The sequence below is a fragment of the Rothia nasisuis genome (assembly GCF_928381405.1).
Taxonomy (GTDB): domain Bacteria; phylum Actinomycetota; class Actinomycetes; order Actinomycetales; family Micrococcaceae; genus Rothia; species Rothia nasisuis.
The window spans coordinates 195,431-210,518 of sequence record NZ_CAKMSB010000004.1 but is presented as its reverse complement, the minus strand read 5'-3'; the positions used below and the strand labels follow the sequence as shown (position 1 = coordinate 210,518).

Here is a 15,088-nt window from a genome sequence, read left to right as displayed (position 1 = left end):
GAAAGAAGACCATGGCAACCCAGAAAATGTCCGTAGCTCAGGCCACCGTCAAGTTCCTCGGTAATCAATACACCGTGGATGAGGTTGCAGGCGTTGAGTATCGTGAACGTACAATCCCCGGCATGTTCGGTATCTTCGGTCACGGCAATGTTGCAGGCGTAGGCCAGGCCTTGCGCCAGTACCAGGAACTTGAACCTGAGCTTATGCCCTACTACCAGGGGCGCAACGAACAGGCTCAGGTGCACCAGGCAGTGGGCTACGCCCGCCACACCCGCCGCCGCGCAACCTATGCCGTCACCACCTCCATTGGTCCCGGCTCCTCCAACATGGTTACCGGCGCCGCCCTGGCGACCACCAACCGTCTGCCCGCGCTTCTGCTGCCCTCAGACCAGTTCGCCACCCGCGCTGCTGACCCTGTGCTGCAGCAGCTGGAACGGCCCGATGCAGGCGACATCACTGTCAACGACATCTTCCGCCCTGTCTCTCGCTACTTTGACCGCGTCTGGCGCCCCGAAATGCTCTTTGCCTCCCTGCTGGGTGGCATGCGTGTGCTGACTGACCCCGTTGAAACCGGTGCCGTCACTATTGCTCTGCCCCAGGACGTCCAGGCGGAAATCATCGAGGTGCCGGACGAATTCCTCGCTCCCCGCGAATGGCGTATCCGCCGCCCCGAAGCGGAGGATGCGGAAATCCGCGCCGCAGTATCAGCGATCCGCGACGCTAAGAAGCCCGTCATCATCGCCGGTGGCGGTGTGCACTATGCTTTCGCCACTGACGAGCTGCAGAAGTTCGCAGAAGCAACCGGCATTCCCGTCGCCTACACTCAGGCAGCTGTGGGCGTCATGAACTGGGACCACCCCCTCTGCCTCGGTGCCGTTGGCTCCACCGGCTCCACTGCATCTAACGCTCTGGTTCGCGAAGCCGACCTCATCATCGGTATCGGCACCCGCTACGAGGACTTCACCACCGCCTCCCGTACCGCCTTCCAGAACCCCGATGTCAAGTTCGTCAACATCAACGTCGCCTCCTTCGACGCCTACAAGCAGGGCACCTCCCTCACCGTCGTCGCCGACGCCCGCAAGGCGCTGGTCAAGCTCAATGAGGCAACGAGTGGCTTTAGCGTCTCGGACGCTGTCCGTCAGCAGGTTGCCGACGAGAAGAAGCGCTGGGACGGCATCGTAGACTCCGCCTTCGCAGAGCGCCACCGCCCCCTGATGAGCCAGAACGAAATCATCGGCGCCGTCAACGAGGCAATGGACGACCGCGACGTCGTCATCTGCGCCGCCGGCTCTCTGCCCGGGGACCTGCACAAGCTCTGGCGTGTCAAAGACACTCACGGCTACCACGTTGAGTACGCCTACTCCTGCATGGGTTACGAAATCCCCGGCGGCCTTGGCGTTAAGCGCGCCTCCCTGGATACCAAGGACGGCCGCGACGTGGTGGTCATGGTGGGCGACGGCTCCTACCTGATGATGCACACTGAGCTGGTGACTGCTGTTGCTGAGGGAATCAAGCTCATCACCGTTCTTATTCAGAACCACGGCTATGCCTCCATCGGCGCTCTATCTGAGTCCCTGGGTTCCCAGCGTTTCGGCACCAAGTACCGCATGCACGATGCAGAGAATCACTCCTTCGATCACGGTGACACCCTGCCCATTGACCTGGCAGCCAACGCTGAATCCCTGGGCGTCCGCGTCGTCCGAGTCGAACCCGGTGAGAACGCCCGCGAAGACCTCATGGTAGCCATAGCAGAAGCCAAGGCAGCGCCCGAAGGGTCCGGCCCTATCGTCATTCACGTTGAATCAGACCCGCTCGTCGACGCCCCCTCATCAGAGTCCTGGTGGGATGTGCCCGTCACCGGCGCTAGTGACCTGGAATCCACCCAGAAGGCCTACGAAACCTACGCTGACTGGAAGACCAAGCAGCGCACCTTCCTCTAAAGACCAGGAGGGCCCCTTGCACCCTGCCCCGCCTACCCCACACTCCATCTATCAAACCCCGACCAAGGAGAACCCCGTGACCTACCAAGTACAGCACTTCATCAACGGCGCAGAAGTAGCCAGTGCAGGCACCGAACGCCAGGACATCTTCAACCCCGCCACCGGTGAAACCATCGGCTCTCTGCACCTGGGTGGTACCACCGAACTCGAGGCAGCAGTAGGTGCTGCAAAGACCGCATCCGAAACCTGGCGTGAACTTTCCCTCGCCAAGCGCACCTCCATTCTCTTCAAGTTCCGTGAACTGCTGGTTGCCAACACTGACGAACTGGCAGAGCTTGTAGTGCGTGAACACGGCAAGGTCCTCTCTGATGCCAAGGGTGAGATTGCCCGCGGCCAGGAAATTGTTGAGTATGCCTGCGGTATCACAAACCTCATCTCTGGCACCTACACCCCCCAGGCAGCCACCGGCATCGATGCCTACTCGCTCCGTCAGCCCCTGGGTGTCGTCGCGGGTATCACCCCCTTCAACTTCCCCGTCATGATCCAGCTCTGGATGGCCCCCCTGGCTATCGCAGCCGGTAACACCTTCATCCTCAAGCCCTCCGAGCGTGACCCTGGCGCAGCCAACTTCATTGCCAAGCTCTGGAAGGAAGCCGGCCTGCCCGACGGCGTCTTCAACGTGCTGCATGGCGGCAAGGAAATGGTAGACGGCCTACTCAACCATAGTGATATTGACGGTGTCTCCTTCGTCGGCTCCACCCCCATCGCCCAGTACGTTCACGCTACCGCCACCAAGAACGGCAAGCGCGTGCAGGCTCTTGGCGGCGCTAAGAACCATGCGCTCATTATGCCTGACGCCAACATGGATGTTGTGGCAGACCACCTGACCGCCGCTGCCTTCGGTGCAGCAGGCCAGCGTTGCATGGCGATTTCCGTAGCCGTCGCGGTGGGCGAGGCTGCGGATATCGTCGTTGAGCGTGTTGCCGCCAAGGCACGCGAGGTCAAGGTGGCCAACGGTATGGACGCTGGCGCCGACATGGGCCCGCTCATCACCCCCGCCTCTCGAGATCGCGTCAAGCGCATCATCACCGAAGCTGAGGCTGACGGCGCAGCTATCGTGGTGGACGGCCGCGACATCCTGGTAGAAGACCATGAGAACGGCTACTTCGTAGGCCCTACCCTGATTGATAACGTCAAGCGTGAGATGAGTGCCTACGCCGAGGAAATCTTCGGCCCTGTACTGGTTGTTGTGCGTGTTGATTCCCTGGAAGAGGGTATCGAGGTGATTAACTCCAACCCCTTTGGCAACGGCACCTGCATTTTCACCGACTCTGGCTACGCTGCCCGCAAGTTCACCCGTGATATCAAGGTCGGCATGGTGGGTGTTAATGTTCCCCTGCCTGTGCCCCTGGCTAACCACTCCTTCGGTGGCTGGAACGACTCGCTGTTCGGCGAGCACCACGTCTACGGTGAGGACGGCCTGCGCTTCTACACCCGCAACAAGGCTGTGACTCAGCGCTTCCCCGAGCGCAAGGACGTCTCCGCAACCTCCTTTAACTTCGAGTCCCGCAACTAGCGTTAGTTAGTTCAGGACGGCACCGCCCGCCTCGGTATCCACCGGGGCGGGCGGTTTTCTTATTGATGATGGGTATATGTACCGGTAGTGGTTGGGTGCCTGTAAAACGGCGGTTTCTGCAGTGGTCTGCCCGGCGCTCGTTAGTAGAATTGACCTATGACGTCTAGCACTGTTGAGCAGCATGATATGGAGCAGCTTCGTTCTCTTTTTTCAGGGTTGAGGCTGAATGCTTCGCAGGCTGCCCGTGTTGCTGGTGTGAAGCGCCCTGTGATTGCTACGTGGGCTTCACGGCATGGTGGTACTGGTTTCCCGCGTGCGGTAGAGCAGAGCCTTGCCTCCCGCGAGACACTCTATGATGCTTTTGATTTTGCTGTGTGGGCTTCGAGCCGCCTGCGGGCAAAGCGAACTTTCGAAGAAATGCTGGTGCAGGCGGCCGTTGAGGGTAGCGTTGCTCCGGCGCTTGAGAAGAATGTTGCGCTTAGGCACCTTATTCAGTCATTGATGACCTTGGTGCTGGTTTTTCGGGTGGTGGACCCTACTCCGGGGGAGCGCCCTGTCGCCCTGTTGCGGCGTTATGCGGCTGCTTCGCCTGACATGGTAGGGAACTTAGAGCCTTTTATTTTGAAGGTTACTCCGGCAGATTTAGCTCTCTTGTTGTGCCCTGCCTATGCACTAGCTCGTTTCTCTGATGATGTGCTGGGCGGTGTGCAGCTTTTTTCTTCTTTGGTGATGGGGCGGCAGAAGCTGGGCGAGCAGATTTCTGATGATCTGGGTGGGTTCCTGCGGAGTATCAGTGCGCGTTTTTCTGGTGATGTGCGGCTGCACTTTGCGTCTGGTACTGATTCGGCTTTGATGGTGCAGGTGGCGCAGACTACGGCGCTCACTCAGGACGCTCGGCGGGGCCTACAGCTCACCAGTGCAGGGGTAGCCGGTGATAGTGATTTCGCTAAGGTTCTGGGCTTTTTGGCAGATGAGGAACTTCTGCTGGTGCCCGAGAGCGGTAGGCGCGCCTGGGAGCCTGCCTTGATTGTTGTGGTGCTGCCTCTTGCGAAGTCTGCGGTTGATGATGTGCAGCAGTGGTCTGATATTGAGGACCTGCTTTTTGATGCTCCTCTGGGAGTGCCTGTTGTGGTGTTGGGCAGGGCGGAGGTGCTTGGGTCCGCCTTTGTAGCTGGGGACAATTCGCCTCGGCAGTCTGTGCTTGAGGCTGGCCATCTGTTGGCTTTGGTGAGTTGTGGCCAGAAGCAGCTGGTGACGGAGTCTGGCGCTCGCCTTATGCTGGGTGTGTTTGAGAATCGTAGAAGATCGGGTTCTGAGAAGAACCCTCTGGTTGCTTTGATAAATCTTTCTGAGAAGCTTGACGTTTTTTATCGTGAAGCCCAGGAGCAGGCTTTACATGATATTGAGTCTTTGGCGTATGAGAGTCGGCAGGCAGTAGTTTATAGTTCCTCTGGTGAGCACCGTATGGTGAGCGGACTTCGTGTGCCGTGGCCGGATGTTAAAGAGTTGGGTTTTGATGGTGCGGTGGAGTTGTCTTCACGGGTGTCTAGTATTCCAGATGCGGTATCGGGGATTGAGCGGGATGTTGAGCGTGTTAATAGCGCTGTGTACCCGTCGTTTTCTTTGGACTGGCGGGTAGATTCTGTTTCTGGCTCCTCGACGAGGACGCTTGGGGGCGCTCGTGAGGACGGTCAGCTGCGCCGTGTTGCTGGTATGACTGCGCAGAAGCTGGCTGAGCTTGCTGTGGGTTCTTCTGGTGAGGGTACTGTGCGGGTTGTTGATGTTGAGGCTATGGAGCATTATCGCCAGGTGGGCGTTTTACCTGCTGAGTATGATGCTTTGAGCGCAATGGATGTGCTGAATCTGGAGATTGCACGGGATGGTGATCTTTTGGTGTGCGAGGGCCCGCAACCGGCTGTTTTTGCGGTTCGTGGTGGTCTGATGGTGGCTAAGTCTCCGGTCTTTATTGTGAGGCGGAACTTGCCTGGTAGGGTTCAGCCTGATTTTCGGTTGGAGGTTTTTGCTGGTTTAGTGCAGGCTGCGCTTGATGCTCAGGCGCGAGATGGGTCGTCAAAGGTGAGCTGGCAGAGGGCTCGTATTTCGGGCGAGCTACTGAATGCTGTGTTGAGCGATGTATCTAATGAGCAGGTGGATCGGTTGGACCAGCAGTTGAAGAAGGTGCGAGAGCAGAAGCTGTTTTTGCGGGAGCAGTTGCTGGCTCTGGAGTCTCTTGAGAAAGATACCCTGGGGGGCTTGGCTGAGGGCTCAATCAGGTTTTCATAATATATTCTATATTGATACGTTTCCGTATCATCATATGTTGATGCACGGAAAAACTCAGGGCTGGTAGTCTTGCACCAAAACTTTTAATGAAAGGTGAAATCTAATGGCTACTGTGAAGAAGGATAAGTCCTCTGCCTCTACCCCTGAGGAACTGCGCGATATGATGTGGGCTGCCGCCGATAAGTTGCGTGGTTCGATGAACGCGGCGGACTACATGAACTTTGTGCTGGGCCTGATTTTCCTTAAGTATGTGAGTGATAGTTTTGATGCGTGTGCACAGCAGATTAAGCAGGAGCTGATCGATGAAGGTTATGAGGGGGAAGAGCTCGACGAAGAGCTAGAGGTTTCCCTCCAGGATCCTGATTCTTTCTATAGTGAGGGTGTCTATTTTGTGCCTGAGAAGGCTCGCTGGGGTTACATCACTAACTTTGCTAAGACTGACAGTATTGGTGAGGTGCTGGATGCGGCCATGCGGGAGATTATGGAGCAGAATGATCGTTTGCGTGGTGCGCTGAGCGAGATTTATAACAAGGAGAATGTGGATCAGCGCCGTCTTGCTGGGCTGATTGATTTGTTCTCGAACGCTGACTTTAAGGGTATTCGTGAGCAGACTGGCCGTTCTTCTCAGGACGTGTTGGGTGAAGTTTACGAGTACTTCTTGGGGAAGTTTGCGGCCAAGCAGGGCCAGCGTGGTGGCGAGTTTTATACTCCGAGGTCTGTGGTGCGAACGCTGGTTGATATTTTGGAGCCGGTGGATGGCAAGCTCTACGACCCCTGCTGTGGTTCAGGTGGCATGTTTGTGCAGTCTGAGAAGTTTGTGGAGCAGCACGGTGCCTACTTTAAGCAGGAGAAGGGCTATGAGCCTGCGCTGATGGTTTATGGTCAGGAGCTTAATGACCAAACCTGGCGCCTTGCGCGTTTGAATCTTGCGATTCACGGTATTTTTGGTGATTTGGGTGATCGTTGGGCTGATACCTTCACCGAGGATAAGCATGCGGGCACGAATTTTGACTATGTGCTGGCTAACCCGCCTTTTAACTCGAAGGACTGGGATCGTCGTACTGATGATCCGCGCTGGAATTTTGGTGTTCCGCCGGTGCGTAATGCGAATTATGCCTGGTTGCAGCATATTTGGAGCAAGTTGAATGCTGGCGGTACTGCGGCTGTGGTGCTGGCGAACGGCTCAATGAGCTCTAATACGGGTGGTGAGAACACTATTCGTGAGGAGATGGTGCGGGGGGATGCTGTGGCGGCGATGATTGCCCTGCCTGCCAACCTCTTCTTGGGTACTGCGATTCCGGTGTGCGTGTGGGTTCTTGCCAAGGATAAGGGTGCTGGTAAGCGCGGTAAGAATGACCGCAAGGGCGAGATTTTGATGATTGATGCCCGCGATATGGGCCATATGGTTGACCGGACGACTCGGGTATTTTCTGATGAGGACGTTGCGAAGATTGCGGGCACCTGGCATCGCTGGCGCGGTACTGATTCGGAGCTGAATACGGGTGAGTACGAGGATGTTGCTGGTTTCACCAGGTCTGTATCTGTGAAGGATGTTGAGGATGAAGACTGGGCTTTGACTCCGGGACGTTTTGTGGGTTCTGCGGCTGTAGTTGAGGACGGCGAGCCGGTGGAGGTTCATATTGCTCGTTTGCGTGAGAAGCTGAGTGTGCAGTTTGCGGAGTCCCAGCGTCTTGCTGAGGTGGTGCAGAAGAATCTGGCGAGTTTGGATTTGCCGCCGGTTCCAACTGATAGCGAGGACGATGAAGTGGGGCAGGACGCCGCAGCTGAGGCTGCAGAGAACGAGGTGAAGTAGCGATGACTTCAGCAAAGCTGGGCGACGTTCTAGATAAAATCATTGACTGTGAGCATAAAACAGCTCCAGAAACCATAGAAGAAGTCTACGCGTACTCTGTTGGTACCCCTCATCTAAAAGAGGGCAGAATTTTATACAGCCAAGCTAAACCAATTTCTCAAGAAACTTATCTGCAATGGACTAAGAGGGGAGAGCCAGAAGCGGGTGATTTAATTCTTGCTCGTGAAGCACCAGTCGGTCAGGTGGGGCTAGTAGGAAACGTCAGGGTTGCATTGGGACAACGCACCGTGCTGCTCAAAGTGAATAAGAAATTGTGTGTTCCAAGATATCTGCATTACAAGCTAATATCCCCGCGAATGCAACGGCTGATGCAGGTTTGGTCTGAGGGCTCAACTGTTGCACATTTGAATGTCAAGGATATCCCTAAGCTAGACATCGGTAACCTTCCACCACTTTCAGAGCAGCGACGTGTGGCTGAGATTTTGGGGTCTTTGGACGACAAGATTGAGGCGAATAATGCTTTGCTGAATTCTCTGGATGGGTTGGGCAATGCCTTAATCCTTCAGAAAAAAAATGATGTTTCTGAGACCTGCCAACTATCTGAGGTTGCTGAAATCGTGATGGGGCAGTCACCAGCCGGCACAACTCTTAACGAAGACAGCGAAGGTCTGATTTTTTATCAGGGTCGTCGTGATTTTGGGTTTCGCTATCCGACTCCGCGTGTGTTTACTTCTGCTCCGACTCGCGTCGCGGAGCCAGGAGATATCTTGCTGAGTGTTCGAGCTCCTGTCGGAGACTTAAACCGTACTGACGAAGAGTGCTGCGTGGGTCGTGGTGTTGCTGCTATTCGAGCTAAGAACGGCAATACTGCCCAGCTGTTCTATCTGCTGAAGAACATACCTGGTCTTTGGTCTCCGTATGAGGGTGAAGGTACAGTATTTAGCTCAATTAACCGCAAGCAGGTACAAAACCTTCAGATCCCAGTCGTAGATAATTTTGAGGAGTTTGAGGACATTGAAAAAGATATTCTTAGCTTGACTCAAGAAAATCTCGCTTTGTCAGAAACTCGTGATTTGTTAATTCGAAAACTTATTGAATAATAGAGGGCTGTCTCAATTTTCTGATAAGCTGTTCAGTCTACAATCTTTTTCATTGCGCACCTATTTAAATATTACCAGGGGTGAATATAATCAAATGGAAAATTATTATAAATTAGAGTACGAAGACGTCGATGGAAATAAATTTCTAATTGTCTCCGAAAGCCAGATGCATATTTCGTATATGACAGAAATGATTGCACATATCGAGGATGTAAAATCAGATAAGGAAATCCAATACTATCCCTTGGAGAAGAAAAAGGATTTTGTAAAAGAAATATATTCCTTCTTGGGTGCGAGCGATGCTTTAGATGCTCTTAGCATCATCCAAATTCAGCAAAATATTATAGATACCCGAGAAAGCGATACTCCTCCCCAATTCTCTATTGCGATATGGGATGTGTTAGCTTTGCTGAGCTTAGTCTCTGATTCTGATGCGAATTGTCAGGGTGGGGAACTTGATATTGATAGACTTAGGATTGCTTTGTATGAAGTAATCCAAGAATCTTATTTTAATGCATTTGAATCAATGGCTAGAGACAGTGATTCAAAGAATAAAATTTCTGAATCGTTGAAGTCTCATGAAGCTTCTGTGCGTGGACGTCAGTATCAATCGATATCCAGTGAAATCAATGAAGCAATCATAAATAAATTTAGTATTCAAAAATACTGGAAAAAAATTTTTGGTTTTACGTATAATGATGTTCTCTTAGTGAGGGAAGCGGCGCATGAAGCTACTTATAGAAAGCTCAAGACAACTTTTGATTCTTTGAATGAAATTCGAGAAATTAGTGATAATTTTTCAGCCGTTGATTTGAGCTCTGAAGAGAAAATTAGGGCAGAAAAGGCTTTTAGTTCCGCTTTTCCAAATTCTCCTTCTGAATATCACGAATTTAGTTCACAAGAAATATCCATGCTATCTCATCTAAGTGTAGATACGGTGCGGAGAATTCTGTCCATATTTTCCGTAGGAAGAACAGAGCTAACAAGCGAAGAGGTCCTGCAAAAATACGTTGATGGATTTAATCCGTTGCGAAGAAAAAATATTCTTAGAATTGATGAAGACTCTTGGTATTTAATAGCTGAGGGGATTCTTCTAGATGAAATAATCAAAGTTTCTGAGGCTGAGATCAAAAAGGATCTCAAAGAGTGGAGTAAATATTCCAAAGCTAGAGATAAGCTATTTGAAGATTTTGTTTGTGATACGTTTAAATTAATTTTGGGTAGTGAGGCAAGGTTCTATCCTTCTTTTAAATATAAAAACCCGGGGAAAAACAATGAATTTGACTTATCAAAAAATTCGCAAGATCATCTAAAAACCGACTCTACAGAATGTGATCTGCTGTGCGTTATTGACGGAATCGCGATTTGTGTAGAAATTAAAGCAGGGGGAATTCGTGAACCCGGGCGTGAAGGTGATAAAAATAAACTTTTTACCGACTTGGAAAAAACTATTGCCGGAGCTTCTAGGCAGGCACAGCGATTAAAAAATTTGTTAAAGTATAACGGTGGTGTTTGGGATAAAGATGGGAACTGGCGCGATTTTAGTGAAATAAAAGAAATTCACCAAATTGTGGTTTGTCTTGAAGATTTAAATTCTATCTCGCCTACTCTAAGCACACTCGTTGATTCCGGAATAATTCAAAATGAAAACTTACCCTGGGTAGTCAGCGTTTCGGATCTTTTAGTCTTCTCAAAATTAATACAGCGCCCAGTCCACTTTATTCGTTATTTACGTTCGAGGGTATCAGCAGAGGCTGTTAAATTTATTACCGCACAAGATGAACTTGACTTATTGATGTGGTTTATATATGGAGGTTTATTCTTTCATCCTAATCCACAAAGAAAATATGAATTAGATAATTCTTTGCTTCCTCCAACAAAGAAAGATATTAGAATTTATAATTCTCAAAGTAAAGTTTTTATACATACCTTAACAGGCGAGTTGGATTCATTCATGTATCACTCTGAAGATCCTGTCAGATATCCGGTGTCCAAAATAGAAATAATTGACCAACCTTTGACTTCAATAATTGAACAGGTTGAGAGCCTCAAAGGTGAGGGCTGGTTGAGACTGACTGCCACCTTGGGGAGTCTAAGCTCTGAGGCGCAAGGAAATGTTCTAAATAAATTAAATGAAGCTAGTATTAGAAGTATGCAAAGGCGTGGCGGAGTAGATTTTAGTTTTGCCTCGTGGGGGTATGATCACAATGTGATATTTTGTTTTATGGTTGGAATTCCCAGAAGCTACCTTTTTGATTATTTTAAAGAATATGTTGAAATTAAAAAACATTGGATGAGAGTTAGGTCTGCTTTTGGAATATTGCTTGATCCCAATCTAAAAGTTGTTGAGACCTTACTGCTGGAATATCCTTATCAAGAAAATCCAGAATTAGACCGTGAGGCGAGACGGCGAGGGTGCGTCCCGCTTAGCGTGATTCCTAGATGCTCTCCACCTGCTGCAAAAAAGAAAAAGAGGAGAAAGCGGTAATTCAAGATTTAGTGTATGCAATTATTTGCGTAAATGGTGAAAGGCTAGATTTCAAAAGTGTTTTTGTCCTAGGCCCCCAGTCTCGTGATCGCTGCCGCCCCTCTCACCTGATTTGATTCAGGTATAAGGCGATTCGTGCCAGTAGCTTTGTAATCTAAGTCCTCCTTTGTGTCTGGTGAAGCGCTCTATCTCTCTAAAAACCGGCTCTCCGTTTCACCCCCTGAACTTCGCGTTACCTCGTAAGAACCTAGACCAAGCATCCGACTGCACAAATAAAGAAGAACGACCAGAAAACTACAGAATCCTCGATACCCCTCAGAGGGGAGCTCACCACTTCCCTCAACTACCGCTAAGAAAGAAGCCATGATGGAAACTTTTATAAAGATAGGGCTATGGGTCCTATTCATTATTCTGTTAATCGTTTCAGCAAAGCTTTATATCAAAGCAAAGACTGTTGAACGGCAGGCTAATGAAATCTGTAAAAATGAGCTGAAACAGGAAGAGCAGGAAATAAACTTAGAATGGAATTATCGCTGGGTAAAAATACTCAGTTTTATGTCCGCTGCAGGATACTTTGGGTCGTATCTTATTGCTGGAAAGATCCTTACTCTTTCAACTTTATCCTTTTTCTTCTGTATAGTTTTTTTCTTGACGTTAGTTGTAGCTAAAAAACTGAGCATCTATGTGGAGACAGGGAAAATCAATTCTGTAGCCTACCTGGGGTATCTGTACTCAGCTCTGAGTATTCTTGGTGCTTTCGATAAGCCGATGCAGCTAGTCCCTACGTACGCTCAGTTGACCAAAGAAAATATCTTTCACTCTCTTAGTAAAAACGAGGCTCCTGAATGGTTCGCTTGGACGGTAACCTGTTTCGCACTGTTTTTAACCACTGTATTAACTCTGGTCTTATTATCAACAGCACTTCTATGTGTCTGTGGTGCGCAAGAACATGCTGGTTACCTTACCGTCAGGGATGCTATTCACAAGTGGCACCGTAAGCATTTGAATAAAATTATGCATGGTGATGACTTCGAAAAGATTTCAGCTGCACTAGATGCAAAAGTGGCTAATAAAGCTAAAGTTAGAAAAATTCTTAGGGTGTTTGGAGCTACATCTTTATCAGGAACATATTTCTACCTGAATGCAGTATTCACCAAAGTGAATGTAGCTATCGGGGTTATCCTCACAGGATGGGGCCTTTGGTTCGTTATCCCCGAATCTCAGCAAGAATCAGCTGAACGGTTTATCTCAGACAAAATCTTAAAAATTCAGTTCTCAGAATGGGATTCCTGGGCAAGTATTGTCACTGGAACCTTGCTGGTCGTAGGTATATATTTTGCCTACTTACGAGTTGAGCAAATTTCTCCGATTTTTAGAAGCTACAATTATGAAAAGGCTGTAGAGAAAATTTCTGATCTCTATACTGGATATTCCAATTTATTAGATATCTGGATTGAGCACTACGAGTCAAATCTGTCAAGACATTTGAATGACGTATATTATGCATACCTTGAGAATATTTCTGAAAGTCATGAAGTGATTACTGTTGCGGGCATTTATAAATTTAATAATCCCGGTTTCTTCTATCGAACTGGAGAGATTTCTCATATAGATGAGTTGCTTAAAATTCTCGATTCGATAGATCAGATTTTCGAAGAGATTCATAATAAGACAGAGGCAACGGTTGTCAGAAAATTCTTACTGAAACGCAATCTACTATTTGGCTACCTAGATCAATACCAGTTTATTGACGGTTACTCAAAGTTTTCTGAGCAATTTGAAATACCGGGAAATGCTGAAAAAAAGATAGGCAGTGCAACAGAAAATTTTAGAAATTCTTACTTTGACTCTGTCCAATCGATGCAGAAAGTACGAGCAGAAACTCGTTCGTTTATCGTACGAACCGAGCTTGACATTTTAATGACTTACCTTCGTATCCGTGAAGTCAAACGTACTGTGAACGCGATTAGCGGCATGCACCGAAAGAGCGTTAAAGAGAAAATATCTGGAGCCATTAGTGGTAAGTAGAGCTTATCTATACGGGGGCAATCCATTAGTTACGCAGTGATTCTATATTTCGTTAGACTAAAAGGATGAGGCCGCTACTTCATCTGTTGTATTTTTTGAAACAAATGAAGTAGCGGCTACCTGTTTGAAGAGTTAGAATCGGGCTCCTAACGCACGCATCATCGTGAATGTATCAACGTAATCCACGCCGAAAGCACGGCAAACATCTGGAATCAGAACGCGCTTCTTAGACTCAGGGCGCGGCAGTTCATGAGTCAATACAGTCAAACCATGCGCTGCAGCATAGGCCACTAGAAAGTAATCAGCAATTCCCAAAAACTCATCTACCGCTGACTGCCAATAACCTTGCTGCTTTACCCAATCCGCAATCTCACCCATCGCCTGAATGGTTGTAGCATCAGCAATATCCCTGAAGAAATGAGATCTGTTCTTTGCCCACTCAGTCAGAGCATCGTTGCCCTCCTTGAGCTCATCCAGCACAGGTTTAATACTTACCAGGCTCCCAGCGTCAAAATTCCGATCTAGGAACTCCCAGAAGCTCGGCACAAGGTCAAAAGCATAGTAGCGGCGGTATGCCTCAACCAAAATATTGGTATCTACCAGGAACATCACCAAGCACCAACCTCACGCGCGAAACGCTCAAAAGTCTCAGTCTGCCTAACCCCCAACAAACGCTGAGCATCAGGATACGACATCCTACCGCTACGAGCCTCACGGTACACTGCCCGCGCAAAACGCGGCCCCACTACAAAGGGATGCGACTTATAAAACTCGCCACCAGAAGACCCCTTCTCGGTCTTCTGCCGCAGAACCTCCAAAGCCTGAGCCTCAAACTCAGGGTAAGCAACAGACCACTGCTCAAAAGAGATTAGCTTCAAATCCCGAAGCCGATTCAGCAAAGCCAACGCACTCACCCTAAAACGCTTTGCCACAGGCAACACCGCATCCTCACTCAAGGAGCGCGGAGCAAACCTGCGCACCTCACCTACTGGCATGAGAAAGGCCGCCGCAAACTCATCACACCAACGCTCAGAACGATTCGAGCTTCCGCTCTCTTCAGCATCATCAGACACACCAGACACACCAGACACACCAGACTCACCTAGCACTAAATGCCCCACTTCATGGAACATCGTGAAAACCTGGGCAGCATGAGACTCTTTGCCATTCACAAAAATAAGCGGAGCGTACTCGTCCGAAAGAGAAAAGCCACTGAACTCTTTGGTATCAAAAGGTCTACGGGTAGAGCCAAAATAGCCAGCAACACTTACAAGAACATCCTGATTCTCAAGGAAAGAAAAAACCTCCTTACGAGACTCAACATAGCCCTGTGCTCTGCTAGCAGTAGAAAAACTCCACTGCTCACGCAAACGCATTGCCACAGTCTCAGGTGCGTCACTTAAGCTGGCACTACCAACCCAATCCACAACATCTAGACCCTGATCGAGCGCATAATCGCGGAACCAAACCTGCTTACGCTGCTGTGCGTAAATTTCATCGGTCAGTTCCTGAGAATAACGACTACTGCGCTCATCACGCCTGCGAAAATCAGGCAGAGGCTTCTCAAACACTGGTGGCTCACTCATCATCAAGTAGCCAAAGGGAACGTGAGTGCTCTTCGCAAAATCCTGCAACTGTTTTAAAGTTGGCTGTAACGAGCCCTCAAGCCAGCCCGCCACCTTGTCGCCCAGTCGCAAATCGCCAGGCTCAACACTAGCTTGTTCCAAGGCCCAAGAAATCAAGGCGGGTTTCACCGGGACCCGAACGCTCACACCGCACCCCCTCACAAAAACTGCTTCAGAAAACGCCCCCTATGGGCATGACCGAGGTAGCTTGAGACTAGACCTCTTAGCGGTATGA

Annotated in this window: 9 protein-coding genes; 7 read left to right on the top strand and 2 right to left on the bottom strand. The window is 49.8% G+C overall.

What is annotated here, in order from left to right:
- The first annotated feature begins 26 nt into the window (after positions 1-26).
- The 7 genes from iolD (at position 27) to L6966_RS05305 (ending at position 13,228) form a co-directional block, all read left to right on the top strand.
- Positions 27-1,940, top strand: coding sequence for a 3D-(3,5/4)-trihydroxycyclohexane-1,2-dione acylhydrolase (decyclizing) (gene iolD, locus L6966_RS05335; RefSeq protein ID WP_237233043.1), 1,914 nt, complete (start codon positions 27-29; stop codon positions 1,938-1,940).
- 76 nt (positions 1,941-2,016) lie between these two features.
- Positions 2,017-3,516 carry a CoA-acylating methylmalonate-semialdehyde dehydrogenase gene (locus L6966_RS05330; RefSeq protein ID WP_237225137.1) on the top strand — a complete coding sequence of 500 codons (1,500 nt, stop codon included), beginning with the start codon at positions 2,017-2,019 and terminating at the stop codon, positions 3,514-3,516.
- A gap of 156 nt (positions 3,517-3,672) precedes the next feature.
- Positions 3,673-5,799 (top strand): hypothetical protein, encoded by a 2,127-nt coding sequence (locus L6966_RS05325; RefSeq protein ID WP_237233027.1) that lies wholly within the window; start codon positions 3,673-3,675, stop codon positions 5,797-5,799.
- Between the two features lie 103 nt (positions 5,800-5,902).
- The gene (locus tag L6966_RS05320) at positions 5,903-7,612 is read left to right on the top strand and encodes a type I restriction-modification system subunit M (protein WP_237233026.1); all 1,710 of its coding nucleotides are present in this window, start codon (positions 5,903-5,905) and stop codon (positions 7,610-7,612) included.
- A gap of 2 nt (positions 7,613-7,614) precedes the next feature.
- Positions 7,615-8,712, top strand: coding sequence for a restriction endonuclease subunit S (locus L6966_RS05315; RefSeq protein WP_237233025.1), 1,098 nt, complete (start codon positions 7,615-7,617; stop codon positions 8,710-8,712).
- Complete coding sequence (locus L6966_RS05310; RefSeq protein ID WP_237233024.1) at positions 8,705-11,200, top strand: hypothetical protein; 2,496 nt, start codon at positions 8,705-8,707, stop codon at positions 11,198-11,200. The genes L6966_RS05315 and L6966_RS05310 overlap by 8 nt, the downstream gene beginning before the upstream one ends.
- 363 nt (positions 11,201-11,563) lie before the next feature.
- Positions 11,564-13,228 carry a hypothetical protein gene (locus tag L6966_RS05305; RefSeq protein WP_237233023.1) on the top strand — a complete coding sequence of 555 codons (1,665 nt, stop codon included), beginning with the start codon at positions 11,564-11,566 and terminating at the stop codon, positions 13,226-13,228.
- Between the two features lie 132 nt (positions 13,229-13,360).
- On the opposite strand, the gene L6966_RS05300 is transcribed toward L6966_RS05305, so the two are convergent.
- A complete protein-coding gene (locus tag L6966_RS05300) occupies positions 13,361-13,837 on the bottom strand; it encodes a DUF4411 family protein (protein WP_237233042.1) in 477 nt (158 codons plus the stop codon).
- Positions 13,837-15,000 carry an ImmA/IrrE family metallo-endopeptidase gene (locus tag L6966_RS05295; RefSeq protein WP_237233022.1) on the bottom strand — a complete coding sequence of 388 codons (1,164 nt, stop codon included), beginning with the start codon at positions 14,998-15,000 and terminating at the stop codon, positions 13,837-13,839. The genes L6966_RS05300 and L6966_RS05295 overlap by 1 nt, the downstream gene beginning before the upstream one ends.
- Between the last annotated feature and the right edge of the window lie 88 nt (positions 15,001-15,088).